Raw genomic sequence first — 25,277 nt, 5'->3', positions numbered from 1 at the left:
GGCCCGGCAGGGTGACGTTGCGGACCATGCTCGGGGACACGGGCGCTCATGCGCTGGGCGCCGCCCTCGGCTGCGCCGTCGCCGCCGGCGCGGGGCGGGCCGCTCTGTTCGGCCACGCGGCGGCACTGGTGGCCGCGGCGGCCTGCGGGGACCGGGTGAGTGAGGCGGCGCGGCGGCCGGGGCGGGTCGCGGCGCGGCTGCGGAGCCGAATCCTCCGTCACTCGTGTGGGTGAAGGGGCCGGTCGGCCCGCCCCCGCGGGACCTTCGTCGTTCCCGGAACACCCGTACGTGCTGGCATCCTTGACGGGTACGCGGAGGACACCGCGCGGTACACCCCCGCCGCACGAACCTTCTGTACGTTCTTCCGTGACCGCCCGACCCGAACCAGGAGCACGGCCACGTGACCCCCGCCAGCAGCCCCTCGCCGCACGGCCAGTCGCCGCTGCGCACCGTGCAGGTGCTGGGCGGGGGCAACGCCGCCAGCAGCGCACATGTGCGGTCGCTGGCCGCGGGGCTGGTCGCACGGGGCGTGCGCGTCACGGTGTGCGCCCCCGTCGAAGCGGATCACACCTACGGGTTCACGGAGGTCGGCGCCGAGCTGGTGCCCGTGCCGCGCAGCAGCGACCCCTGCTCGGTGGCCGCGCTGCGGGAGGCCTGCACGCACGCCGATCTGGTGCACGCGCACGGCCTGCACGCCTCGTTCCGCACCGTGCTCGCGCTGAGCGGCCGGCGCACCCCGCTCGTCGTCACCTGGCACGACCGGGCGCACGCCGAGGGGGCACGCGCCCAGTTCCTGCGTCTGCTGGAGCGACGGGTCGTCAAGGCGGCCACGGTGGTCCTCGGCACCACCTCCGCGCTGGTCGACCGGGCCCGCCGCACCGGGGCGCGCGACGCCCGGCTGGCCGCCGTCGCCCTGCCCGGGCCACGGCCTGCGCCCGTGGCGGACGACCCCGACCCGATGCGGTCCAAGGTGCGCGCCGAACTGGGCGCCATCGGACGCCCGTTGCTCATCGCCGTCGGCTCCCTCGAACCGCATCGCGGCTATGACACCCTGCTGGACGCCGCGCACGCCTGGCGCGGACTGGACCCCGTGCCGCTGGTGGTGATCGCGGGGGAAGGGCCGCAACGGCCCGTCCTGCAGCGGCGGATCGAACAGGAGGAGCTGGCGGTCCGGCTCATCGGCCGGCGCGACGACGCGACCGACCTGATCGCGGCGGCCGACCTCGCCCTGCTCACCAGCCGCTGGGAGGCGCGCTCCGTGGTCGCCCAGGAGGCCCTCCACGCGCGGGTGCCGCTCGTCGCCACCCGGGTCGGCGGCATCCCCGAACTCGTCGGCGACGCCGCCGAACTCGTCCCCTACGGCCATGCGCGCGCCCTCGCCGACGCCGTGACCCGGCTGCTGCAGGATCCCGAGCGGCGCGCGGAGCTCGCCGAGAAGGGCGCCCGGCAGGCGGCCACCTGGCCGACCGAGGACGAGACGGTCGCCCAAGTGCTCAGCATCTACGACGAGTTGACCCTGCACCGTCCATTTGTCTGACCTGGTGCGGGCCTCAGCTCACATGCCGGCGCGCCCGCAGCGCCAGGCTCAGCACCAGGACCGTCTGCGGATCGTCGAGGTCACTGCCGAGCAACTCCCCGATGCGGGCGAGGCGGTTGTAGAGGGTCTGACGGTTCAGATGCAGCTCCCGGGCCGTCTCCGCCTTGCGGCCCGCGTGCGCCAGATACGTCTCCAGCGTCGGCAGCAGCGGCGGGCGCGAGCGGCGGTCGTGCTCGAGCAGCGGGCCGAGGGCACGCTCCACGAACGCCGCCAGGTCCGGGTGGTCGCGCAGCCGCCACATCAGCAGATCGATGTCCAGGCGCCGCGCGTCGTACCAGGGCCGCTCCGGCAGCCCCTGCGCCGCCGTCGCCGTCTCCGCCGCGTGCCGCAGGCCCGTCGAGGCCGCCGCCCAGCCGCCGGGCATGCCGACCACCACGACCGGCGGCGGCGCCCCCGGCCGCAGCATCCCGGCCCGCTCCACACCGGCCCGCAGCGCCACCGCCACCCGGTCCGCGATCGCCGTACGGTCCGCCTCCGAACGCAGCCCCAGCAGCAGCGGCACCCGGCCCTCCACCGGCCGCACACCCAGCAGCAGCGGCACGCCCAGCGAGGCCAGTTCCTCGGAGACCGCGCGGGCCAGCACCGCCCAGCCGCCGCCGTGCGGGGACAGCGCGTCACCCAGCCGCATCACCACCGGCAGCAGCGCGCTGTCGCCGGGCTTGAAGCCCAGCACCCGGGCCTGGGCGGGCGCGTCCTGCGCGCTGATCCGGCCCTCGGCCAGGTCGCTGAGGAAGTCGCCGCGGCCCCGCGCCGCCAGCTCCTCCTCCTGGCGGGCCTGCATCAGCACCACGGCCAGGATGCTCGCCGCCCGCTCGGCCGCCATCCGGTGTACCGGCAGCAGCCGGCCGCGCACCGGCAGCAGCACCAGCCGCGCCCGCGGCCCGCTGCCCGGGCCCCCGCCGGGCACGTCGATCAGCGCCGAACCGGCCGGCGGGTCGTCCTGGTGCCTGTCCCTGAGCCCCTCCCACACCTGCAGCGGATCGGCCCCCTCCAGACCCTCCCCGGCGGCATACAGCAGCTGCCCGTCGGTCGTCTCCAGGAACACCGGGTTGCCGCTGAAACCGGCCAGGATCTCCAGCACCTGCGGCACCCCGCCCCCGCCCAGCAGCGCATCGGTGCAGCGGCGGTGCACCTCCTCGGCGCGCTGCAGCAGCGCGTAATGGCCGTTGATGATCTCGGTGTGGATCTCCTCGGTGACCGTCACGAACGGCACCTCGCGGTGCAGCTGCACCAGCGGCAGCCCCGCCGCCCGGGCCGTGTCGACCAGGGCGGCCGGCAGGCGGGTGAAGCGGGTGCCCAGCTCCACCACCAGCGCGGCGATGCCCCGTTCGGCCAGGGTGCGCACGAACGCCCGCTGGTCGGCCGGGCGGTTGCCCATGCCGTAGCCGGTGGTCAGCAGCAGCTCGCCGCCCTTGAGCAGGGACGCGATGTTGGGCACCTCGCCCGCGTGCACCCAGCGCACCGTGCGGTCCAGCCGGTCGGCGCCCGCCACGACCTCCGGCAGCCCGCTGCGCAGTCCGGGCAGCTCCAGGGCCTGCTTGACGGTGATCCCGGTGCCCTGGCTGTCGTATCCGCTGTTCCTGCCGCTGTCCATGACCCGGACGCTACCCGCGCCGGCGATCCCCGGGCACCTCGCGGGGCCCGGCGGCGGGCGCCGGGTTCACGCGGGCCGGATGTTGTGGTTGAAGCGGAACACGTTGTCCGGGTCCCAGGTGCGCTTCAGCCCGGCCAGCCGCCGGGCGTTCTCGCGGCCGAGACCGGCCACCACCCGGTCGGCGCCCTCGTCGCCGATGAAGTTGAGGTAGACCGCCCCGGTGCTCCACGGCTGCACATCGGTGCGGCACTCGCGCACCCAGCTGATGCACCGCTCGTCGTCGGCCGGGCTCTCCCAGATGGCGAACGGGTGCACGCCCCAGGGCGCGTCCCGGTAGGGCACCGGGTACTCGGCGGGCCCGGAGGCGATCGCGCCGCCCTGCGGGAACAGCGCGTGCTGGGTGCCGGTGCCCAGCGGCAGCGATTCCGCGCGGGCGCAGACCACGTCGACCAGCTCGTCGGGCAGTCCGGTCAGGTACTCCGCCGTCCAGTAGTTCCGCATCCCCCACGGGTCGTCGATCATGCACTGCACATCGGCGTACGGCATGGCGCCGACGATCTCCGCCTCGTGCGGCAGCGCCAGCAGCGGCTCGGCGACCTTGCGCATGTCCGCCTCGGCACCGGCGTACGTCAGCAGCGCCGCGCACAGCAGGGTGCCGACCAGGTGCGGCGGGACGAACTCCTCGGGCGGGGCGGGGAAGTAGAGCACGGCGCCGCTCGCCTCGTTCGGGCCCGTCTCGATGACGTCGCGGAAGGTGCGGGTGACCTCCCGGCCGTGCTCCGGCAGGTACAGCAGCAGGGCGATGGCGAACTCCGGCAGCTCGTGCAGCTCCAGGGTGATCGCGGTGGCGATGCCGAAGTTGCCGCCGCCTCCGTGCAGGCCCCAGAACAGCTCGGGGTTCTCGTCCGCGTTCGCGCGGACCTTGCGGGCGTCGGCGGTGACCAGCTCCACGCCGATCAGGTTGTCCACGGCCAGGCCGAAGCACCGGTCCAGCCAGCCGGTGCCGCCGCCGAGCACAAAGCCGCCGACGCCGGTGGTGGACGCCCTGCCGCCGGTCGTCGCCAGGTTGTACGGCTCGGTGGCACGGTCCAGATGGCTCATCGTGGCCCCGCCGCCGACCCGCACCGCCTCGGCCGCTGGGTCGACGGTGACCTGGTGCATCCGGCGCAGGTCCACCACGAGTCCGCCGTCGTTGAGGGCCTGCCCCGCCACGCTGTGCCCCCCGCCGCGTACCGCGACGGGCAGGTCCTGATCCCGGGCGAACCGGACCGCCCGCACCACGTCGTCCTCGTAGGCGCACTGGGCGATCACCGCGGGCCGCCGGTCGCTCATCGCGTTGAATACGGTCCGGGCGTCGTCGTAGCCCGGGTCACCGGGAGTGAACACATCACCGGTGAGATCCTCACGCAGCGCGGACACCCCCGCGCCGGCCGTCGCTCGGGTGGCCATGGCCGCCCCCTCTCGGGCAAGGGGCACAATCCCTACGCGGTTGTCTGGCTGTTCTCAGCCTAAGCGGGTACGGCCATGGCTTCCTGCGGAGCTCGACGCGGCGTGAGCCCGGGGACCCTCAGCCCCCGTACGCCCCCGACGCGGTCAGCCGCAGCGCCGTGTCGATGAGCGGCACGTGGCTGAACGCCTGCGGGAAGTTGCCCACCTGGCGCTGCAGACGCGGATCCCACTCCTCCGCGAGCAGACCGAGGTCGTTGCGCAGCGCGAGCAGCTTCTCGAACAGCTTGCGGGCCTCGTCCACCCGGCCGATCATCGCCAGGTCGTCGGCCATCCAGAACGAGCAGGCGAGGAACGCCCCCTCGTCGCCCGGCAGGCCGTCGACGCCCTTGTCGCTGCCCTCCGTGGGGTAGCGCAGGATGAAGCCGTCCGGCGTGGACAGCTCCCGCTGGATGGCCTCCACGGTGCCGATCACCCGCTTGTCGTCCGGCGGCAGGAAGCCCACCTGCGGGATCAGCAGCAGCGAGGCGTCCAGCTCCTTGGAGCCGTAGGACTGGGTGAAGGTGTTGCGCTCCTTGTCGTAGCCCTTCTCGCAGACGTCCCGGTGGATGTCGTCGCGCAGTTGCTTCCAGTGCTCCAGCGGGCCGTCCGCGTCACCGGACTCGATCAGCTTGATGGTGCGGTCGACCGCCACCCAGGCCATCACCTTGGAGTGCACGAAGTGGCGGCGCGGGCCGCGCACCTCCCAGATGCCCTCGTCCGGCTCCTGCCAGTGCTTCTCCAGGTAGCGGATCAGCTTCAGCTGCAGCAGCGAGGCGTAGTCGTTGCGCGCCAGGCCGGTCATGTGCGCCAGGTGCAGGGCCTCGGTGACCTCGCCGTACACGTCCAGCTGGAGCTGGGAGGCGGCGCCGTTGCCGACCCGGACCGGGCTGGAGCTCTCGTAGCCGGGCAGCCAGTCCAGCTCCGCCTCGCCGAGCTCGCGCTCACCGGCGATGCCGTACATGATCTGCAGGTTCTCCGGGTCGCCGGCGACCGCGCGCAGCAGCCACTCGCGCCAGGCGCGGGCCTCCTCGCGGTAGCCCGTTCGCAGCAGCGAGGACAGGGTGATCGCCGCGTCCCGCAGCCAGGTGTAGCGGTAGTCCCAGTTGCGCACGCCGCCGATGTCCTCCGGCAGGGAGGTGGTGGGCGCGGCGACGATGCCGCCGGTCGGCGCGTACGTCAGCGCCTTCAGCGTGATCAGCGAGCGGACGACGGCCTCGCGGTAGGGGCCGTGGTAGGTGCAGTGCTCCACCCACTCGCGCCAGAAGTCCTCGGTGGCCTCCAGCGACTGCTCCGGCTCGGGCAGCGGCGGCGGCTCCTTGTGCGAGGGCTGCCAGGAGACGGTGAAGGTGATCCGGTCGCCCGGCGACACGGTGAAGTCCGAGTAGGTGGTCAGCGACTTGCCGTAGGTCTCGGCCTCGGTGTCGAACCACACCGAGTCCGGGCCCGCCACGGCCACCGTGCGCCCCTCGTGCTTGTGCACCCACGGCACGATCCGGCCGTAGGAGAACCGCATCCGCAGCGCCGAGCGCATCGGCACCCGGCCGGAGATGCCCTCCACGATCCGGATCAGCTGCGGCGCGCCGTCACGCGGCGGCATGAAATCCGTCACGCGGACCGTGCCGCGCGGGGTGTCCCACTCGGACTCCAGGATCAGCGAGTCGCCGCGGTAGCTGCGCCGGGCCGCGGCGGGCGGCTGCTGGTCGGAGGCGTGGGCGGGGCCGAGGCGCCAGAAGCCGTGCTCCTCGTTGCCCAGCAGGCCGGCGAAGATGGCGTGCGAGTCGAAGCGGGGCAGGCACAGCCAGTCCACCGTGCCGTCCCGGCAGACCAGCGCGGCGGTCTGCATGTCTCCGATGAGTGCGTAGTCTTCGATACGCCCGGCCACGTGCAACTCCAGTCGAACGGCCACGTCACCCCGCATGGGGGTTGTCGCTAGTGCGGTCAAGGGGTTTTTCGGATACCTCGTTGAACGGTCAAGCACAGCAGTCGCTCAGCCGCGGGGGCAAAGCACTAATTGTTGCTCAACGAACTGACGAGCTCTCGTTGTTCCGGTGTGACGGGCGGGGGTGGTGCCGTTCGGCCGGCCGGGCTCGGCAGCGAGTGTCCGAGCAGGATACGACGCACGTAGATGATCTGTGTGCCCCTCCGGACAACGTGAGTCCGCCGAACGAGTGAGCAAGGGGTGAGGGAACGGTGTGCGGTCGCCCGTCCGTACCGGCCCGTGCGCGGAGCGTGGCCGGACGTCACCGCTCCGAGGCGCTGATACGCTGGTAGCCCGTGGACCGGTGGGCGATAGGACCCCGGAACCGCACCCACAGACCGCGACCACGGGAGCCCCCTCTTGGCCATGCCGCCCAAATCCACGACGACCAAGCACATCTTCGTCACCGGGGGTGTCGCCTCCTCGCTCGGCAAGGGACTGACCGCCTCCAGCCTCGGCATGCTGCTCAAGGCACGGGGTCTGCGGGTCGTGATGCAGAAGCTCGACCCGTACCTGAACGTCGACCCGGGCACGATGAACCCCTTCCAGCACGGTGAGGTGTTCGTCACCAACGACGGCGCCGAGACCGACCTGGACATCGGCCACTACGAGCGGTTCCTCGACCGCGACCTGGACGGGTCGGCGAACGTCACCACCGGCCAGGTGTATTCCACCGTGATCGCCAAGGAGCGGCGCGGCGAGTACCTCGGCGACACCGTGCAGGTCATCCCGCACATCACCAACGAGATCAAGCACCGCATCCGCCGCATGGCGACGGACGAGGTCGATGTCGTGATCACCGAGGTCGGCGGCACCGTCGGCGACATCGAGTCGCTGCCGTTCCTGGAGACGGTGCGCCAGGTCCGGCACGAGGTGGGCCGTGACAACGTCTTCGTCGTCCATATCTCGCTCCTGCCGTACATCGGCCCCTCGGGTGAGCTGAAGACGAAGCCCACCCAGCATTCGGTTGCGGCGCTGCGCAACATCGGTATCCAGCCGGACGCGATCGTGCTGCGCTGCGACCGCGAGGTGCCGGCCGCCATCAAGCGGAAGATCTCGCTGATGTGCGACGTCGACGAGGCCGCCGTGGTCGCCTGCCCCGACGCCCGCTCGATCTACGACATCCCGAAGACCGTGCACGGCGAGGGCCTGGACGCCTACGTGGTGCGCAAGCTGGACCTGCCGTTCCGCGACGTCGACTGGACCACCTGGGACGACCTGCTCGACCGGGTCCACAACCCCGAGCACGAGGTCACCCTGGCCCTGGTCGGCAAGTACATCGACCTGCCCGACGCCTACCTTTCGGTGACCGAGGCGCTGCGCGCGGGCGGCTTCGCCAACCGGGCCCGGGTGAAGATCAAGTGGGTCACCTCCGACGACTGCAAGACCCCGGCCGGCGCCCAGGCACAGCTCTCCGACGTCGACGGCGTCTGCATCCCGGGCGGCTTCGGCGACCGCGGTGTGCTCGGCAAGGTCGGCGCGATCAAGTACGCCCGCGAGAACAAGATCCCGCTGCTCGGACTCTGCCTGGGTCTGCAGTGCATCGTGATCGAGGCGGCGCGGAACCTGGCGGACATCCCCGACGCCAACTCCACCGAGTTCGACCCGGCCACCGCCCACCCGGTGATCTCCACCATGGCCGAGCAGCTCGACATCGTCGCCGGCGAGGGCGACATGGGCGGCACCATGCGGCTCGGCATGTACCCGGCGAAGCTGGCCGAGGGCTCGATCGTGCGCGAGGTCTACGACGGCAAGGAGTACGTCGAGGAGCGCCACCGGCACCGCTACGAGGTGAACAACGCCTACCGCGCGGAGCTGGAGAAGAAGGCCGGCATCGTGTTCTCCGGCACCTCTCCGGACGGCAAGCTCGTCGAGTACGTCGAGTACCCGCGCGATGTGCATCCCTACCTGGTCGCCACGCAGGCGCACCCGGAGCTGCGCTCGCGCCCGACGCGCCCGCACCCGCTCTTCGCGGGTCTGGTGAAGGCCGCGGTCGAGCGGAAGATCTCGAAGTAACACACCAGTTGTACGGTGGCCGGGGTGCGAACCTTCAAAAGGCGAGCACTCCGGCCCCATTTTTCCCGGGTTTCGCCGATTCCCCAGGGTGCTCCTGGGTTCTCCCGGTTCCCGGTTCCCCGGGTTCACCGTTTCACGGGTCCCGGCCCGACGACTGACACGCAGGGAAGGCAACGAACAGGCATGACGATCAAGGACACGCCGGAGGAGTGGGAGATCCGGGCGACGGACACCCCGTTCGTGGGCAACAAGACCTCCGTGCGCACCGACGACGTGGTCATGCCGGACGGGACCGTGGTGCACCGCGACTACCAGGTGCACCCCGGCTCGGTGGCCGTGGTCGCCCTGGACGACCAGGACCGGGTGGTGGTGCTGCGGCAGTACCGGCACCCGGTGCGGCAGAAGCTGTGGGAGATCCCGGCGGGGCTGCTGGACGTGCCCGGCGAGAACCCGCTGCACGCGGCGCAGCGGGAGCTCTACGAGGAGGCGCACGTCAAGGCCGAGGACTGGCGGGTGCTGACGGACGTCTACACCACGCCGGGCGGCTGCGACGAGGCGGTGCGCATCTTCCTCGCCCGCGGGCTGTCCGAGGCCGAGGGGGAGCGGTTCCAGGTCGAGCACGAAGAGGCCGACATGGAGCTGGCCCGGGTGCCGGTGGACGAACTGGTGCGGGGCGTGCTGGCGGGGGACCTGCACAACAACTGCCTGGTGGTCGGGGTGCTGTCGCTGGTCGCCGCGCGCACCGGGGACGGCCTGGACGCGCTGCGCCCGGCGCTGGCGCCCTGGCCTGCGCGGCCCTTCGAGGCGTAGGCCTGTTTCGCTTGCCGCGGCCTTTCGAGGCGTGGGCCTGTTTCGCCTGCCGCGGTCTTTCGAGGCGTGGGCCTGTTTCGCTCGCCCAGACACCTTCGAGGCCTGGGGCGCCTCCGCTCGCCCCGGCGTGGGGCACAGCCGCGGCGGCTGCGCAACTCGTGTGACCATCCGCTGATCCGATCGGGGGACCCGGCCGTCGTGGTCCCACCGGGGCGTTGCAGAGGGTGAACTACGCTCTCGGCTGACGGCTCACGGTGGGACGGGAGTGTGGCCCGTGACGGATCAGGTGGTGGACACGGAAGCCCGGTTCCTGGGCCGTACACGGGAGTTGAAGGAGCTGCGCGCGGACATCGAGCGCGCGGGGCTCGACACCCTGTCGGGGCGCAAGGCGCCCCGCGCGCGGGTGCTGCTCATCGCCGGCCGCCCCGGATCCGGCCGGACCACCCTCGCCGGGGAACTCGTCCGCCAGGTCGCCGAGCGCTACCCCGACGGAGTCCTGAGCGTCCGGCTGAGCGAGCCCGACGGCACCCGCGTGCCCGTCGCCCGTGCCGCCCGCCAGATGCTGGACGAGCTGGACGTCTCCCCGCCCGCGGGGGCCGCCGAGGACGAGCTGACCGAGGCGCTCAGGTCCGCGCTCGGCGGGCGCCGTGCGGTGCTGCTGCTGGACGACGCCGCCGACGCCGAGCAGGTGGACGCGCTGCTGCCGGACAGCCCCGACTGCCTGGCCGTGGCCGTCTCCGAGGGGCCGCTGACCGGGATCAGCGACGTGCGGCCCTGCACCCTCGGCGGGCTCGACACCAAGTCCGCCGTCGAGCTGCTGAGCCAGGCCGCCGGCTCGGTGCGCATCACCGTGGACCCCCGTTCCGCCGAGGCGCTGGCCGAGCAGTGCCAGGGCCAGCCGGCCGCGCTGGTGCTGGCCGGCGGCTGGCTCGCCGCCCGGCCCAAGGCCGCCGTCGCCGACCTCGCCAAGCAGCTGCACGCCGACCCCGACGAGGGCCCGCCCGTCGCCCGCGTCTTCCGGCTCGTGCACGCGGGCCTGCCCGCGCCCGCCGCCCGCACCCTGCGCCTGCTCAGCCTGGCCCCGGCCGGATACACCGACCCGCACACCGCCTCCGCCCTCGCCGGATGCTCGCTGGACAGCGCCCGTGCCACGCTCGATGACTTCGCCGCCCTCGGCCTGCTGCACCGGGTCCCGTCCGAGCTGCCCCAGTACCAGGTGCCGGGCTGTCTGCACCCCCTGCTGCGCGCCCTCGCCGGCAGCCACGAACGCCCCGGCGAGCTGCAGCTGGCGCGCGCCCGCATGCTCGAGCGGACCGTCCGGCTGCTGCAGTCGTGCCGGGCCGTCACCGAGACCGACAGCGCGCGGGCGCGCGAGAAGCTCGAGGGCCTGCCGCGCTCCCTGCGCTTCCCGCACCCGAGGGCCGCCGCCGACTGGCTGCGCGCCTTCCGCCCCGCCCTGCTCGCCTCCGCCCGGCTCGCGGTGGCCGACGGGGAGCTGGACACCCTGGCCCGGCGGCTGCTGTCGCAGCTGGTGCGGGCCATGGTCGCCCACTTCGGCACCCAGGCCGCCGCCGGCGACCTGTACGGGCTGCACTCCCTGGTCCTGGATGTGGCGGACCGCCGCAGGCTGCCCCGGGAGCGGGCGGCGGCGCTGCTGAACCTCGGCGACCTGGACGCCCGCACCGGACGCACCACCGACGCGCTGGCCCGCTACCGGGCCGCGCTGGACGCCGCACGGCGGGCGAACGACCCGTATGCGACCGGCCGTGCGATGGAATCCGTAGGCGGCGCCCATCTGGAGCTGGGGGACTTCGACCGGGCCGCCGACTGGTTCGGCCGGGCCCTGACCGAGCGGCTCGCCCGGGACGAGCGCGCGGACGCCGCTCGCCTCTACGGCCGGATCGCCGCCGCCCACTCCTACGCGGGGCGCTACGGCGAGGCCCTGCGCAACTGGCGCGCCGCCGTCGCCGGCTACCGCAAGTGCGGCGATGTCGCCGGCCGGGCGCGGGCGTTGAGCGAGCTGGCCCGGGTGCAGGAGTACGCGGGCCGGTTCGAGGAGTCGCTGCGCACCTGCCGGGAGGCGGTGGAGTGGGCGCGCCGGGCCGAGGACGTCCGGCTGCAGGCGGCGCTGCACCTCAGGCTCGCCGACACCTACGGCCACCTGGGCGATCCGGCCTCCGCCGCGCTGCACCGGGGCACGGCCGAGCGGATGCTGGAGGAGGAGGCCGCCGGTACCGAGGAAGGCGACGCTGGGCAGACACAGGCCGACACAGTGAGCTAATGCCTGCGAAATCCGTAGCACATCCGCAGAAGATCGGTGCAATGAAAGGCTAGACAGCGGGAACACCTTCATTAGACTGGCTCTGCCGCACTTTCTCCTGCGGTCTCTCCCGGTGTGCCCGTGCGTGCCCGGGTATGTGTAGTAAGACCCCCTGTCTCCGAGCCAAGGACCGTGATCGACGTGAAGGTCGGCATCCCCCGCGAGGTCAAGAACAACGAGTTCCGGGTGGCCATCACCCCCGCCGGTGTGCACGAGCTGGTGCGCAACGGCCACCAGGTTGTCATCGAGCGTGGCGCCGGCGTCGGCTCGTCCATCCCGGACGCCGAGTACGTCGCCGCGGGCGGGCAGATCCTGGACACCGCCGACGAGGTGTGGGCGGCCGCCGACCTGCTGCTGAAGGTCAAGGAGCCGATCGCGGAGGAGTACCACCGCCTCCGCAAGGACCAGACCCTCTTCACCTACCTGCATCTGGCCGCGTCCAAGGAGTGCACGGACGCCCTGCTGGAGTCCGGCACCACCGCCATCGCCTACGAGACGGTGGAGCTGCCCAACCGCTCCCTGCCGCTGCTCGCCCCCATGTCCGAGGTCGCGGGCCGGCTCTCCGCCCAGGTCGGCGCCTACCACCTGATGCGCGCCCACGGCGGCCGCGGTGTGCTGCCCGGCGGCGTCCCCGGCGTGCTGGCCGGCCGTGCCGTGGTCATCGGCGGCGGCGTCTCCGGCTGGAACGCCGCGCAGATCGCCATCGGCCTCGGCTTCCACGTGACCCTGCTGGACAAGGACATCAACAAGCTCAAGGAGGCCGACCGGGTCTTCGGCACGAAGATCCAGACCGTGGTCTCCAACGCCTTCGAGCTGGAGAAGGCCTGCCTGGAGGCCGACCTGGTGATCGGCGCGGTGCTGGTGCCCGGCGCCAAGGCCCCGAAGCTGGTCAGCAACGACCTGGTCTCCCGGATGAAGCCCGGAAGTGTCCTTGTCGACATCGCGATCGACCAGGGCGGCTGCTTCGAGGACTCCCGCCCGACCACGCACGCCGACCCGACCTTCAAGGTCCACGAGTCGGTCTTCTACTGCGTGGCCAACATGCCCGGCGCGGTGCCGAACACCTCGACCTACGCGCTGACCAACGCGACGCTTCCGTACATCGTCGAACTCGCCAACCGCGGCTGGGTGGAGGCGCTGCGCCGCGACCCGGCGCTCGCCAAGGGTCTCAACACCCATGACGGCAAGGTGGTTTACAAGGAGGTCGCCGAGGCGCACGGCCTGGAGCACGTGGAGCTCTCCTCGCTGCTCGGCTGAGCCGGTCCCGGCGGTGTCCGGACGCTAAGTCGACCAAGTCATCACCGGGCAAAGGCGATACGTCAACTTCGGTCGTCAACCCCGCGCATCCGGCCGGACCTTGTGCGTCAAGGTCCGGCCGGATGTGTGTATGGTCACCTCGCGATTACGGGACAACTCGCCTCGAACGTAACCGTTCTACTGATTCGCACAACGGCAAAACCTGCCGTGCGACGGCCGTACGCCCTTGACAGCGGGATGTTTCATTGCCGACACATCGGGCCGGGTCCGGCGGATTGTGTTGCTGCGGACCCACGACACGCCATAGAGTCGCCAACCGTCGGCATGGTGCCACGCTGACCTGTCTAGAAGTTTCCTGGTCACCAAGGAGGTAAGACGACTTGTGAATGAGTCGACATTTACTCCCGGGGGTGGTCAACCAGGAATGCCGGCACGGGGCCAGGGTCCCGCGGGGTTCGCTGCTGTCGGCTCCGTCGCTGTGCGCACCTTCGCAGCCCACCAGAGTCACCGGACCGAAGGGGTGACTCGCCCAGCACACCAGAGCATGGATGGCCATCACGTGAACGCCATGGCCGGCGACGGAAGTGGCGCGCCCCACGACCATTTCGCCGACTACGACGAACTGCCCGAGGGGCACTTCTACGACCCCGACGCCGAATACGAGCCCGACCCCGAGTACGCGGCCACGCTCGCGCCCGACGCCGCGCGTCAGCGCCGTGAGCGCATCGGCCCGACCGGGCGTCCGCTGCCGTACTTCCCGATCCCGGGCCCGGTGACCGACCACGGGCCCGCGAAGATCATCGCGATGTGCAACCAGAAGGGCGGCGTGGGCAAGACGACGTCGACCATCAACCTGGGAGCGGCGCTGGCGGAGTACGGACGCCGGGTGCTGCTCGTCGACTTCGACCCGCAGGGCGCGCTGTCGGTCGGACTCGGCGTCAACCCGATGGAGCTCGACCTCACCGTCTACAACCTGCTCATGGAGCGGGGCATGGCGGCGGACGAGGTGCTGCTGAAGACCGCGGTCCCCAACATGGACCTGCTGCCCAGCAACATCGACCTGTCCGCGGCCGAGGTGCAGCTGGTGAGCGAGGTCGCGCGCGAGTCGACGCTGCAGCGGGCGCTGAAGCCGCTGATGGACGACTACGACTACATCGTGATCGACTGTCAGCCCTCGCTCGGCCTGCTCACGGTGAACGCGCTGACCGCCGCGCACAAGGTGATCGTGCCGCTGGAGTGCGAGTTCTTCGCGCTGCGCGGTGTCGCGCTGCTGACCGAGACCATCGAGAAGGTCCAGGAACGCCTCAACCCGGACCTGCAGCTCGACGGGATCCTCGCCACGATGTACGACTCGCGCACGGTGCACAGCCGTGAGGTGCTCGCGCGCGTGGTCGAGGCGTTCGACGATCACGTCTACCACACGGTCATCGGCCGCACGGTGCGCTTCCCGGAGACCACGGTCGCCGGTGAGCCGATCACCACGTACGCGTCCAACTCCGTCGGTGCCGCCGCCTACCGTCAGCTCGCCAGGGAGGTGCTCGCCCGGTGTCACGCCGAGTGAGTCTGCCGGGGGCCGACGAACTCTTCCGTACGACAGGGGGAATGGCGCTTCAGCCGTCCACACCCAGGCGTCAGGCCAACGGCGACGCCCGGGTTCCCGTGCCCGCGGGGGAGGGCGACTCGGCGGCGGCGCTCGACGACGCCCCGCAGTCGGTGCCCGCACAGGGCGGCGACGGCGAGGGCGCGGAGCATGTCGCGGCCGACGTGGAGCAGGGCGAGGCGGCGCAGCCGCGCAGCCGGGGCGAGCGCACGACCCGGCGCCAGGCGGCGGAGGCGCCGGCCGCGCCGCGGAAGCGGGGCAGGGCAGCGCGCCGGCCGAGCGGCCGGGAGCGGCACGACGAGAAGATCACCGTGTATGTCTCCGCCGAGGAGCTGATGGACCTGGAGCACGCGCGGCTGGTGCTGCGCGGCGAGCACGGCCTTGCGGTCGACCGGGGCCGGATCGTCCGCGAGGCGGTGGCCGTGGTGCTGGCGGATCTGGAGACCCGCGGGGATGCGAGCATCCTCGTGCGCCGACTGCGCGGCCGGTAGGGGTAGCCTGCGGAGGCCATGACCTCCTACGACGCGTCCGCCTCCGGCCGGGGAAACCGCCCCAGACGCCGCCGCGCACTGGGCCGGGGCCCGGGAGCCGACGCACCCCGCGAGCCCCAGCTTCCGCCGGTGCCTTCCCCTGGCGGGGCGCCCTACGGCGTGTCGGGCGACGCCGGTGCGGGGGGTCCGGACGAACCGGTCGTCGAGGACGGTTCCGGCAACGAAGCCGCGCCGTCGGAGGGCGAGTCTGGGTCTCCGGGAAGCGGCGCTCGGACCGCACAGGACGTCCCTGCACGATCGGCCGACGACCCCGCGATGTCTGCCGACGGCGTCATGCGTACGCCGGCGGGCGACGCCGGGAGCGCGGCGGACAGCGCCCGGTCTTCGGCCTGGGAGGCGGGGCTCAGGGCGGCCGACGGGCGTGTCCCGGACGGCGAGGCCCGGACTGCGGCGGGGGATGCCGAGGCGGCAGCGGACGACACCGGGCTTCCCGCGTACGGGGCCGAGGCCTCGACGCGCGGCCCCGGAGCCGCGGCGGATGCGCCTGGAGGGTCGGAGGGCAGCGCTCGGTCCTCGGAACAGAACGATGGGCTCGCGGAGAGCAGCGTTGGCGCCCCGCGCGGTGACGTTCGGCCTGCGGCGGGTGACGCCGGGGCGGCGGGCGGTGGTCGGGGTCCCGAGGGCCGGACCGAGGCCCGGGCGGGTGACGCCGGGCTGTCCTTGGGCGGGACCGAGGCCCCAGCGTGTGACCTCGGGCTGTCGTCGGGCGGGGGCAGGGCCGCCGAGGGGGATTTCGGGCCCGCTGCGGACCCCGTCGGGGCCTCGGCTGGGGGTGCCCTGCTTCCGGCGCAGGACGTCGCGGGTGCGGCGGACTGCGTCCGGACCTCGGGTGGTGCGGCGAGACCGCTGACGGGGGACGCGGAGCCCCTGACGGGCGCGGCAGCGGCCTCGGCGGTGGACGCCGAAGCTTCGGCGGTCGGCGCGCAGGCCACGACGGTCCGCGCTGAGGCATCGGCGGGCGACGTGCAGGCTCCTGCGGGTGACGCGGCAGCCAGGGCGGGCGGTGAGGAGGCGCCCGCGGGGGGCGCGCAGGCCACGGCGGGCGGTGAGGAGGCGCCCGCGGGGGGCGCGCAGGCCACGGCGGGCGGTGAGGAGGCGCCCGCGGGGGGCGCGCAGGCCACGGCGGTCGACATCATCCCTTCTCCGCGCGGCGCCGGGACCGGGACGGACGGCGTTCAGGGCTCGGGCGACGGTGATCCGGCGTCGGACCAGGCATCTCGGGCCGCCGGAGCCGCCGACGAGGCCCAGGAGGCATCCGAAGGGGTCTTCAAAGTCCGGCTGGACAACTTCGAAGGCCCCTTCGACCTGCTGCTCCAGCTGATCTCCAAGCACAAGCTGGATGTCACCGAGGTGGCGCTGTCCAAGGTCACCGATGAGTTCATGGCGCACATCCGGGCCATGGGCGCGGACTGGGATCTGGACGAGACGACCGAGTTCCTGGTCGTCGCGGCGACGCTGCTCGATCTCAAGGCGGCTCGGCTGCTGCCCGCCGCCGAGGTCGAGGACGAGGCGGATCTGGCCCTGCTGGAGGCGCGGGATCTGCTGTTCGCCCGGCTGCTGCAGTACCGCGCGTACAAGCAGATCGCGGAGATCTTCAACCAGCGGCTGGAGGAGGAGGCGCGGCGGTACCCCCGTACCGTGGGTCTGGAGCCGCACCACGCCGAGCTGCTGCCCGAGGTGGTCATCAGCATCGGGCCCGAGGGGTTCGCCCGGCTCGCCGTGAAGGCGATGCAGCCCAAGCCCAAGCCGCAGGTGTACGTCGATCACATCCACGCGCCGCTGGTCAGCGTGCAGGAGCAGGCCGGGATCGTAGTCGCCCGGCTGAAGGAGCTGAAGGAGGCGTCCTTCCGGGCCCTCGTGGAGGACGCCGACGACACCCTCACCGTGGTCGCCCGCTTCCTCGCGCTGCTGGAGCTGTACCGCGAGAAGGCCGTGGCGCTGGAGCAGGAGACCGCGCTGGGCGAGCTGCTGGTGCGCTGGACCGGCGGGGACGGGGACGAGACGCCGATGGTGACCGACGAGTTCGACCGGCCGCCCGAGCAGCCCGAGGAGGAGCAGAAGAAGTGAGCGAGGACACCACCGAGGCGCCCGCCGGGGCGCGCGGCGTCGCCGGCCTCGACCTCAAGCCCGCCCTCGAGGCGATCCTCATGGTCGTGGACGAGCCCGCCACCGAGGAGCACCTGGCGAAGATACTGGAGCGGCCGCAGCGGCAGGTCGCCGACGCCCTGCGGGAGCTGGCCGACGAGTACACCGTGCAGGGGCGCGGCTTCGAGCTGCGCCTGGTCGCGGGCGGCTGGCGCTTCTACACCCGGCCCGAGTACGCCGCCGCCGTCGAGGGCTTCGTGCTGGACGGGCAGCAGGCCCGTCTCACCCAGGCCGCCCTGGAGACCCTCGCCGTGGTCGCGTACCGCCAGCCGGTCAGCCGCAGCCGGGTCTCCGCCGTGCGCGGAGTGAACTGCGACGGTGTGATGCGCACCCTGCTCCAGCGGGGTCTGATCCAGGAGGCGGGCACGGAACCCGAAACAGGTGCGATCCTGTACACGACGACGAACTACTTCCTGGAGCGGATGGGCCTGCGCGGTCTGGACGAGCTCCCGGAGCTCGCGCCCTTCCTCCCGGAGGCGGAGGCGATCGAGGCCGAGACCCAGGAAGGCGTGCCGTCGTTCGATCCGGACGCCCCGGATGAGGACGACGGTCCCGCGACGAACATGCCTGAAACGACGACGACGGACTATTGATGCGAAGCAGCGGCAGCGGAAAGAGCGGCGGACGCGGTAACTACCGTGGCGCCGGCAACAACAGGGACCAGAAGCAGGGGCCGGGCCGCCCCCGCAAGCCCCGCCCCGAGGAGCGCCGCTACGACGTCGGCCCGGGAGCCGGCAAGGACGGACCGAAGTCCGGGCGCGGAAAGCCGAAGGCGTCATCGAAGGCGTCGCCGAAGGGCGGCCGGGGCCGCACCGCTCCGGCGCGTTCGCGCGAGTACGAGGCCCGGATCGAGGAGCGCAACCGCGAGCGGTACGCCGGCAAGAAGCAGGTCAAGCTGCCGAAGACCTTCCCCGGCGCCGAGCAGGAGGGCGAGCGGCTGCAGAAGGTGCTGGCCCGCGCCGGCTACGGTTCCCGGCGCGCCTGCGAGGAGCTGATCGACCAGGCACGGGTCGAAGTGAACGGCGAGATCGTCCTTGAGCAGGGCCGCCGCGTCGACCCGGAGAAGGACGAGATCAAGGTCGACGGGCTGACCGTCGCGACCCAGTCGTACCAGTTCTTCGCGCTGAACAAGCCCGCCGGTGTGGTCTCCACGATGGAGGACCCGGAGGGCCGCCAGTGCCTGGGCGACTACGTCACCAACCGCGAGACGCGTCTGTTCCACGTCGGCCGGCTCGACACCGAGACCGAGGGCATCATCCTGCTCACCAACCACGGCGAGCTGGCGCACCGGCTGACCCACCCCCGCTACGGCGTGCGCAAGACCTACCTCGCGCACATCGTCGGCCCGATCCCGCGCGACCTGGGCAAGCGGCTGAAGGACGGCATCCAGCTGGAGGACGGCTACGCCCGCGCCGACCACTTCCGGGTGGTCGACCAGACGGGCAAGAACTACCTCGTCGAGGTGACCCTGCACGAGGGCCGCAAGCACATCGTGCGCCGCATGCTCGCGGAGGCCGGCTTCCCCGTCGACAAGCTGGTGCGCACCGCCTTCGGGCCGATCACCCTGGGCGACCAGAAGTCCGGCTGGCTGCGGCGCCTGACCAACACCGAGGTCGGCATGCTGATGAAGGAGGTCGACCTCTAGACCCCTCTAGACCCCCAGACCCCAGACCGCGGAAAGCCGGCGGTCCTGGCGCTTGTGCAGGACCTCCACCCCCTTTTATAGTCGTCATGACCATAAAGGGGGGTGGAGGTCTTTCCCATGGACGGCTACGACAAGTACGCCTTCGAGCCCTTCGCCGTCACCGTGGACCTCGCCGTCTTCACCATCCGCGACGGCGCGCTGCACGTCCTGCTCGTCGAGCGCGGCCAGGAGCCCTATGCCGGCCGGTGGGCGCTGCCCGGCGGCTTCGTGCAGCCGGAGGAGTCCGCGGAGACGGCCGCCCGGCGCGAGCTCGCCGAGGAGACCGGGCTGAAGGACGTCTCCGGACTGCACCTGGAGCAGCTGCGCACCTACAGCGAGCCCGGCCGCGACCCCCGGATGCGGGTGGTGTCGGTCGCCTTCACCGCGCTGCTCCCCGACGCCCCCGAGGCGCACGGCGGCAGCGACGCGGCGAAGGCCCGCTGGACGCCGTACGACGCCGCGCGGAACCTCGCCTTCGACCACGACCGGATCCTGGCCGACGCCCACGAGCGGATCGGCGCCAAGCTCGAGTACACCTGCCTCGCCACCCGCTTCTGCCCGCCCGAGTTCACCCTCGGCGAGCTGCAGCAGGTCTACGAGACGGTGTGGGGCACGACCCTGGACCGGCCCAACTTCCGGCGCAAGGTGCTCGCCACGCCGGGGTTCGTCGAGGCCGTCCCGGGCGGCGCCCGGCTCACCGGCGGCCGCGGCAAACCGGCCGCGCTCTACCGCGCCGGCCCCGCCACCACCCTGCACCCGCCCCTGCTCCGGCCGACGAGTGAAGGACGCCCCGCATGACCGTCACCGCCACCAAGCGCGCCGCCACCGGGACGCTCACCGGACTCGCCCTCGGGGACGCGCTCGGCTTCCCCGCCGAGTTCGACGACGTGCCGTCGATCCTCGCCAAGTGCGGACCCTGGCGCGAGATGCCGCTGCCCCGGCCCGCGATCGTCACCGACGACACCCAGATGACCCTGGCGCTGGGCCGGGCGCTGCGCACCGCCCTGGAACGGGGACCGCTCACCCCGGAGAGCCTGGAGGGGCCGCTGCGCGAGGAGTTCGTGGCCTGGTACCGCTCGCCCGAGAACAACCGCGCCCCCGGCAACACCTGCCTGCGCGCCTGCTCCCTGCTGGCCGACCGCGACCGGGCCTGGCAGGACGCCAGTCAGGTCGGCTCCAAGGGCTGCGGCGCCAATATGCGGGTCGCGCCCCTCGGACTGGTCCCCGGCCTCGGCGACGAACAGCGCGCGGGCGCCGCCCAGTTCCAGGCCGCGCTCACCCACGGGCACCCCACCGCGCTCGCCGCGTCCGACCTCACCGCACACGCCGTGCGCCTGCTCGCCGAGGGCGCCGAACCCTCCGGGCTGGTGGGACTGCTCCGCTCCTACGCCTACGACAACCGCACCCGCTACCACGAGGCCTGGCTCGGCGACCTGTGGACCCGCACCCAGGACCCGAGCCCCGAGCACTTCATCGCCCGCGGCTGGGACGAGTGCCTGGAGATCCTCCGCCGCCTCCAGGACGCCGTGCGCACCGTCTCCGCAGAGACCGACCCGTGCCTGGCCACGGGGGAGGGCTGGATCGCGGAGGAGGCCCTGGCCACCGGTCTGCTGTGCTTCCTGCTCTTCGTCGACGAACCCCTCACCGCCCTGCGCCGGGCCGCCTGCACCTCCGGCGACTCCGACTCCATCGCCTGCCTCACCGGCGCCTTCGCCGGCGCCCTCCTGGGCGCGGACGCCTGGCCGGCCGAGTGGGCGGAGCGCATCGAGTACCGGCAGGAGCTGACCGCGCTGGGGCAGCTCTGGGACACGCCCGCGTCGGCGGGCTGACCCGGTCCGACGCGTTCCAGAAGAGCGTTCTAGGAAGAGCCCAGGGCCGAGGTCCGGCGGACGCGGAACAGGAAGTCCTCGACGCGGCGGCGGTCCGGCTCGGCCGGCAGCGGGCTGCGGTGGAGCGCCTCCTCCGCCTCCGCCTCGAGCCGGCTCAGCCGTGCCTCCACCTCGGCCCACGGCACCTCGCCCCGCCTGACCGCGAGCAGCGGCTCGCGCTCCTCGCCCACCTCGATCACCAGCCTGCCCGTGCGCAGCAGGTCGCGGACGCTGATCAGCAGACGCAGCAGATGCATCGCGTGCTTCCAGCGCGGGGCGCCGTGGTTGCGCAGGTCCGCCTGCAGCTTGCGGCGCTGGCCGCGGGCGTAGCCGGTGAAGGTCTCGTGGACCCGCCGGGAGAGGAACGCCCCGCGCAGCGACAGCAGCTCCCGGCCGGTGTCGTCGGCGTACTCCACGAGCGGGGAGTGCAGGCACTCCAGGATGTTCGGATTGGCGCGCAGCGCCAGCTCGCAGAAACGCTCCAGCTCCCAGCTGAACTGGTCCTCGCCCGGACCCTCGACATGCGTCGGCGGCTTGTCCAGCTGCCAGAACAGGGCGGTGGGCGCGAGGAACACGCCCCGGCGGTCGGTGTCGCTGCCCTCCGTGGCCAGCCCGAAGGCACGCGATCCCATGACGCAGGTGTAGACGGTGTGATCGCGCACCAGCAGTTCGGGCGTCAGGGATGTCAGGGACGTCAGGGATGTGTCGGGGCGCATGCCCCGGATCGTAGAGAAGGGATCATGCGAGGCGGATCGAATTTCCGTCCACCGTGATCTTCCCCTCGGGCAGCGCCCGGGTCGCCGGGCCGTGCTCCACCGCTCCGTCGGTGATGGCGAACTTGCTGCCGTGGCAGGCGCAGTTGATCGTGCCGCCGGAGACGTTCGCCACGAGGCACTGCCGGTGGGTGCAGATCGCCGAGAAGGCCTTGAAGTCGCCCTGCTCGGGCTAGGTCACCACGACCTTCTCCTTCTTGAAGATCTTGCCGCCGCCCACCGGGATGTCGCCGGTCGACGCCAGCGGATCCCCGGCGGTGGCGTCCGGCGCGGAGGTCTCCTCACCGGTGGGGGTGTCGGCGCCGCCGCCGCAGCCCGCCGTGAGGGCCGTCGCGCCCGTCGCCCCTGCCGCGATCAGGACGGTGCGTCGTGTTGCGCCGTGGGTCATGTCGTCACTCCGAGAGGATCCGAGAGGAGAACCGAGGGAAAGAACCGAGGGAAAACCGAGGGAAAACCGAGGGATGTCCGAAGGGAAGGCAGCCCCGGGGGCCGTACCTGGCAGTTTCAGCATCCTTGCACCCAACCTGCCGAAGTGCCAGGAAACACGCATCTCGCCCGTCTCGGTGGACGGGCGCCGCACGCTCCGCACGTCCGGGCTGACTAGGCTGGACGCCCAAGCAGCCGATGACGTACGTCAGCAAGGAGCACGCCGTGGCGGTACGAGCGGTCAGGGGGGCCGTCCAGCTGGAGCGGGACGAGGCCGGTCACATGGAGGAGCAGGTCTCGGCGCTGCTCACCGCCGTACTTGAGCGGAACGGCCTGACCACCGACGACCTGATCAGCATCTGGTTCACGGCCACGCCCGACCTGCACAGCGACTTCCCGGCCGCCGCGGCCCGCAAGCTCGGCATCGTCGACGTGCCGCTGATCTGCGCCCAGGAGCTGGACGTCGAGGGCGCCATGCCCCGCGTGGTCCGCATCCTCGCGCACATCGAGTCCGACAAACCCCGCGCCGACATCAACCACGTCTACCTCGGTGCCGCCGCGGCCCTGCGCAAGGACATCGCCCAGTGAGAACCGCACTCGTCATCGGCACCGGGCTGATCGGCACCTCCGCCGCCCTCGCCCTGGCCCAGCGCGGCGTCACCGTCCACCTCGCCGACCGCGACCCCGAGCAGGCCCGCACGGCCGCCGCGCTGGGCGCCGGCACCGACGAGGCGCCCGAGGGGCCGGTGGACCTGGCGATCGTCGCCGCGCCGCCCGCCCACGTCGCCGATGTGCTCGCCGACGCGATGCGGCGCGGCCTGGCCCGCGGCTACGCCGACGTCGCCAGCGTCAAGGGCGGACCCCGCCGGGAACTGCTCGCCCGCGGGCTCGACCTGTCCGCCTACATCGGCACCCACCCCATGTCCGGGCGGGAGAAGTCCGGGCCGCTGGCCGCCAGCGGGGACCTCTTCGAGGGCCGCCCCTGGGTGCTCACCCCCACCCGGGACACCGACACCGAGGTGCTGAACCTCGCCCTGGAGCTGGTCTCGCACTGCCGCGCCGTGCCGGTCGTCATGGACGCCGACGCCCACGACCGGGCCGTGGCCCTCGTCTCCCACATGCCCCACCTGGTGTCCAGCCTGGTCGCCGCGCGCCTTGAGCACGCCGAGGAGGCCGCCGTGCGGCTGTGCGGGCAGGGCATCCGGGACGTCACCCGGATCGCCGCCTCCGACCCGGGCATGTGGATCGACATCCTCTCCGCCAACCCCGGGCCGGTCGCCGACCTGCTCAGCGACGTCGCCGCCGACCTGGAGGAGACCGTGCGGGCGCTGCGCGCACTGCAGTCCTCCGACGAGGACAAGCGCCGGGAGGGCACCACCGGCATCCGGGACGTGCTGCGCCGCGGCAACGCCGGGCAGGTGCGGGTGCCCGGCAAGCACGGGTCCGCCCCGCGGGTCTACGAGACGGTGGCGGTGCTCATCGACGACCAGCCGGGACAGCTGGCGCGGATCTTCGCGGACGCCGGCCGGGCGGGCGTCAACATCGAGGACGTGCGGATCGAGCACGCGACCGGGCAGCAGGCCGGTCTGGTGCAGCTGATGGTCGAGCCCAAGGCGGCCCCCGGCCTGGTGGCGGCGCTGCGGGAGCGGGGCTGGGCGATCCGGCAGTAGGGCGCGGGCGGTGCCGTTGCTCACGTCCGGGCCGGGGCGCCGGGACGTGGGCCGAACGGGGGACCGGTACCCAGTAACCTTGTCGTGGGTCTTTGCGCCCCGTCCCCGCCCACCAGGTCCAGGAAGGTATCCCACAGTGGAAAGCGCCACGCCCGTGATTGTCGCCATCGACGGTCCCTCCGGCACGGGCAAGTCGAGCACGTCGAAGGCCGTGGCCGCGCAGCTCGGTCTGAGCTACCTGGACACCGGCGCCCAGTACCGGGCGATCACCTGGTGGATGGTGAACAACGGGATCGACATCGAGGACCCCTCCGCGATCGCCGCCGTCGCCGGGAAGCCGGAGATCGTCTCCGGCACCGACCCGAAGGCGCCGGCGATCATGGTCGACGGCGTGGACGTGGCCCGGCAGATCCGTGAGCAGGACGTCACCTCCAAGGTCAGCGCGGTCAGCGCGGTCCCGGAGGTGCGGGCGCGGATCACCGAGCTGCAGCGCAACATCGCCGCGGCCGCCGCCAAGGGCATCGTGGTCGAGGGCCGCGACATCGGCACCACCGTGCTGCCCGGCGCCGATGTGAAGATCTTCCTCACCGCCTCGCCGGAGGCGCGGGCCGCCCGCCGCAGCGGCGAGCTCAAGAACGCCGACCTCGACGCCACCCGCGAGGCCCTGGTCAAGCGGGACGCGGCCGACTCCAGCCGCAAGGTCGCGCCCCTGGCCAAGGCGGACGATGCGATCGAGGTGGACACCACCGAGCTGACCCTGCAGCAGGTCGTCGAGTGTGTCGTCACCCTCATCGAGGAGAAGCGAGCCGGGAAGTGACTCAGCTCCCCTCCGAGCGGGGCGCCGAGTTCGGCCGGCGCCTCGGCGTCGGTCTCATGTACGGACTGTGGAAGCCGCGGGTGCTGGGCGCCTGGCGGGTTCCGGCGAGCGGCCCTGTGATCCTCGCCGTCAACCACGCGCACAACATCGACGGCCCCATGGTCATGGGCGTCGCCCCGCGTCCGGCGCACTTCCTGATCAAGAAGGAGGCGTTCGTCGGCCCGCTCGGCCCGTTCCTGACCGGCATCGGCCAGGTGAAGGTCGACCGCGGCAGCCCCGACCGCACCGCGATCGCGCAGGCGCTCGGCGTGCTGGAGCAGGGCGGCGTGCTCGGGATATTCCCCGAGGGCACCCGGGGCGAGGGGAACTTCGCCTCGATCCGCGCCGGGCTCGCGTACTTCGCGGTGCGCAGCGGGGCGCCGATCGTGCCGGTCGCCGTGCTGGGAAGCTCCGACCGGCCCGGACGGTTGATAAAGGCGCTGCCCCCGCTGCGGTCGCGCGTCGACGTCGTCTTCGGCGACCCGTTCGACGCGGGCGACGGCAGCGGGCGGCGCACCCGCAGGGCGCTGGACGAGGCCACCGAACGCATCCAGAAGCAGCTCACCGCCCATCTGGAGAACGCCAGGGCTCTCACCGGACGCTAGGGTCGGCCCCCGGCGCCGGTGCCGGTGCCGGGGTCGCGC

20 protein-coding genes and 2 pseudogenes are annotated in these 25,277 nt (G+C 72.5%); 17 read left to right on the top strand and 5 right to left on the bottom strand.

Features of this window, described 5'->3' with window-relative positions; translation table 11 throughout:
* Both ABD207_RS21295 and ABD207_RS21290 read left to right on the top strand, forming a co-directional pair.
* Positions 1-233: pseudogene (locus tag ABD207_RS21295) on the top strand (hypothetical protein); the annotation flags it as partial.
* Positions 234-400: 167 nt separating this feature from the next.
* Positions 401-1,537, top strand: coding sequence for a glycosyltransferase family 4 protein (locus ABD207_RS21290; RefSeq protein WP_344014683.1), 1,137 nt, complete (start codon positions 401-403; stop codon positions 1,535-1,537).
* A gap of 13 nt (positions 1,538-1,550) precedes the next feature.
* Here the strand turns inward: ABD207_RS21290 and ABD207_RS21285 are convergent, their stop codons facing one another.
* The 3 genes from ABD207_RS21285 to ABD207_RS21275 all read right to left on the bottom strand — a co-directional run bounded on the left by ABD207_RS21285 (position 1,551) and on the right by ABD207_RS21275 (position 6,561).
* On the bottom strand, positions 1,551-3,191 hold the full coding sequence (locus tag ABD207_RS21285; protein WP_344014682.1) for a PucR family transcriptional regulator: 1,641 nt from the start codon (positions 3,189-3,191) through the stop codon (positions 1,551-1,553).
* A gap of 66 nt (positions 3,192-3,257) precedes the next feature.
* Entirely contained in the window at positions 3,258-4,640 is a 1,383-nt protein-coding gene (locus ABD207_RS21280; RefSeq protein ID WP_344014681.1) for an FAD-binding oxidoreductase, read from the bottom strand.
* A 118-nt stretch (positions 4,641-4,758) separates the two neighbouring features.
* On the bottom strand, positions 4,759-6,561 hold the full coding sequence (locus ABD207_RS21275; protein ID WP_344014680.1) for a glycoside hydrolase family 15 protein: 1,803 nt from the start codon (positions 6,559-6,561) through the stop codon (positions 4,759-4,761).
* A 462-nt stretch (positions 6,562-7,023) separates the two neighbouring features.
* On the opposite strand from ABD207_RS21275, the gene pyrG reads away from it, so the two are divergent.
* The 11 genes from pyrG (at position 7,024) to ABD207_RS21220 (ending at position 20,869) form a co-directional block, all read left to right on the top strand.
* Positions 7,024-8,673 (top strand): CTP synthase, encoded by a 1,650-nt coding sequence (gene pyrG, locus ABD207_RS21270; protein WP_344014679.1) that lies wholly within the window; start codon positions 7,024-7,026, stop codon positions 8,671-8,673.
* A gap of 183 nt (positions 8,674-8,856) precedes the next feature.
* Positions 8,857-9,483: an NUDIX domain-containing protein gene (locus tag ABD207_RS21265; protein ID WP_344014678.1), complete on the top strand. Its 627-nt coding sequence runs from the start codon at positions 8,857-8,859 to the stop codon at positions 9,481-9,483.
* Between the two features lie 274 nt (positions 9,484-9,757).
* Positions 9,758-11,764: a tetratricopeptide repeat protein gene (locus ABD207_RS21260; RefSeq protein WP_344014677.1), complete on the top strand. Its 2,007-nt coding sequence runs from the start codon at positions 9,758-9,760 to the stop codon at positions 11,762-11,764.
* A 171-nt stretch (positions 11,765-11,935) separates the two neighbouring features.
* Positions 11,936-13,060 carry an alanine dehydrogenase gene (gene ald, locus ABD207_RS21255; protein WP_344007104.1) on the top strand — a complete coding sequence of 375 codons (1,125 nt, stop codon included), beginning with the start codon at positions 11,936-11,938 and terminating at the stop codon, positions 13,058-13,060.
* A 424-nt stretch (positions 13,061-13,484) separates the two neighbouring features.
* The gene (locus ABD207_RS21250; RefSeq protein WP_344007102.1) at positions 13,485-14,621 is read left to right on the top strand and encodes a ParA family protein; all 1,137 of its coding nucleotides are present in this window, start codon (positions 13,485-13,487) and stop codon (positions 14,619-14,621) included.
* Positions 14,606-15,151, top strand: coding sequence for a hypothetical protein (locus tag ABD207_RS21245; RefSeq protein ID WP_344014676.1), 546 nt, complete (start codon positions 14,606-14,608; stop codon positions 15,149-15,151). The genes ABD207_RS21250 and ABD207_RS21245 overlap by 16 nt, the downstream gene beginning before the upstream one ends.
* Positions 15,152-16,105: 954 nt before the next feature.
* Entirely contained in the window at positions 16,106-17,278 is a 1,173-nt protein-coding gene (locus ABD207_RS21240) for a segregation and condensation protein A (RefSeq protein WP_344014675.1), read from the top strand.
* Positions 17,275-17,949 carry an SMC-Scp complex subunit ScpB gene (scpB, locus tag ABD207_RS21235; protein ID WP_344014674.1) on the top strand — a complete coding sequence of 225 codons (675 nt, stop codon included), beginning with the start codon at positions 17,275-17,277 and terminating at the stop codon, positions 17,947-17,949. Before ABD207_RS21240 ends, scpB begins: the two co-directional genes overlap by 4 nt.
* Positions 17,949-19,001 carry a pseudouridine synthase gene (locus ABD207_RS21230; RefSeq protein ID WP_344014673.1) on the top strand — a complete coding sequence of 351 codons (1,053 nt, stop codon included), beginning with the start codon at positions 17,949-17,951 and terminating at the stop codon, positions 18,999-19,001. Before scpB ends, ABD207_RS21230 begins: the two co-directional genes overlap by 1 nt.
* Before the next feature lie 117 nt (positions 19,002-19,118).
* Positions 19,119-19,838 carry an NUDIX hydrolase gene (locus ABD207_RS21225; RefSeq protein ID WP_344014672.1) on the top strand — a complete coding sequence of 240 codons (720 nt, stop codon included), beginning with the start codon at positions 19,119-19,121 and terminating at the stop codon, positions 19,836-19,838.
* Entirely contained in the window at positions 19,835-20,869 is a 1,035-nt protein-coding gene (locus tag ABD207_RS21220) for an ADP-ribosylglycohydrolase family protein (RefSeq protein ID WP_344014671.1), read from the top strand. The genes ABD207_RS21225 and ABD207_RS21220 overlap by 4 nt, the downstream gene beginning before the upstream one ends.
* Positions 20,870-20,898: 29 nt before the next feature.
* Here the strand turns inward: ABD207_RS21220 and ABD207_RS21215 are convergent, their stop codons facing one another.
* Together ABD207_RS21215 and ABD207_RS21210 are read right to left on the bottom strand one after the other, a co-directional pair.
* A complete protein-coding gene (locus ABD207_RS21215) occupies positions 20,899-21,588 on the bottom strand; it encodes a nucleotidyltransferase domain-containing protein (protein ID WP_344014687.1) in 690 nt (229 codons plus the stop codon).
* A gap of 58 nt (positions 21,589-21,646) precedes the next feature.
* Positions 21,647-22,069, bottom strand: a pseudogene (locus ABD207_RS21210) (Rieske (2Fe-2S) protein).
* Between the two features lie 263 nt (positions 22,070-22,332).
* Between ABD207_RS21210 and aroH the strand changes: the two are divergent.
* The 4 genes from aroH (at position 22,333) to ABD207_RS21190 (ending at position 25,238) form a co-directional block, all read left to right on the top strand.
* Positions 22,333-22,695: a chorismate mutase gene (aroH, locus tag ABD207_RS21205; protein WP_344014686.1), complete on the top strand. Its 363-nt coding sequence runs from the start codon at positions 22,333-22,335 to the stop codon at positions 22,693-22,695.
* Entirely contained in the window at positions 22,692-23,777 is a 1,086-nt protein-coding gene (locus tag ABD207_RS21200) for a prephenate dehydrogenase (RefSeq protein WP_344014670.1), read from the top strand. Before aroH ends, ABD207_RS21200 begins: the two co-directional genes overlap by 4 nt.
* A 136-nt stretch (positions 23,778-23,913) precedes the next feature.
* Positions 23,914-24,594: a (d)CMP kinase gene (gene cmk / locus ABD207_RS21195; protein WP_344014669.1), complete on the top strand. Its 681-nt coding sequence runs from the start codon at positions 23,914-23,916 to the stop codon at positions 24,592-24,594.
* The gene (locus tag ABD207_RS21190; protein ID WP_344014668.1) at positions 24,591-25,238 is read left to right on the top strand and encodes a lysophospholipid acyltransferase family protein; all 648 of its coding nucleotides are present in this window, start codon (positions 24,591-24,593) and stop codon (positions 25,236-25,238) included. Before cmk ends, ABD207_RS21190 begins: the two co-directional genes overlap by 4 nt.
* The last annotated feature ends 39 nt before the right edge of the window (positions 25,239-25,277 follow it).

Origin of the sequence: Streptomyces thermospinosisporus, assembly GCF_039526425.1 — a bacterium.
GTDB lineage: Bacteria > Actinomycetota > Actinomycetes > Streptomycetales > Streptomycetaceae > Streptomyces > Streptomyces thermocarboxydovorans.
The sequence above is the reverse complement of the archived record's forward strand: the minus strand, read 5'-3'. Positions and strand labels throughout refer to the sequence as shown.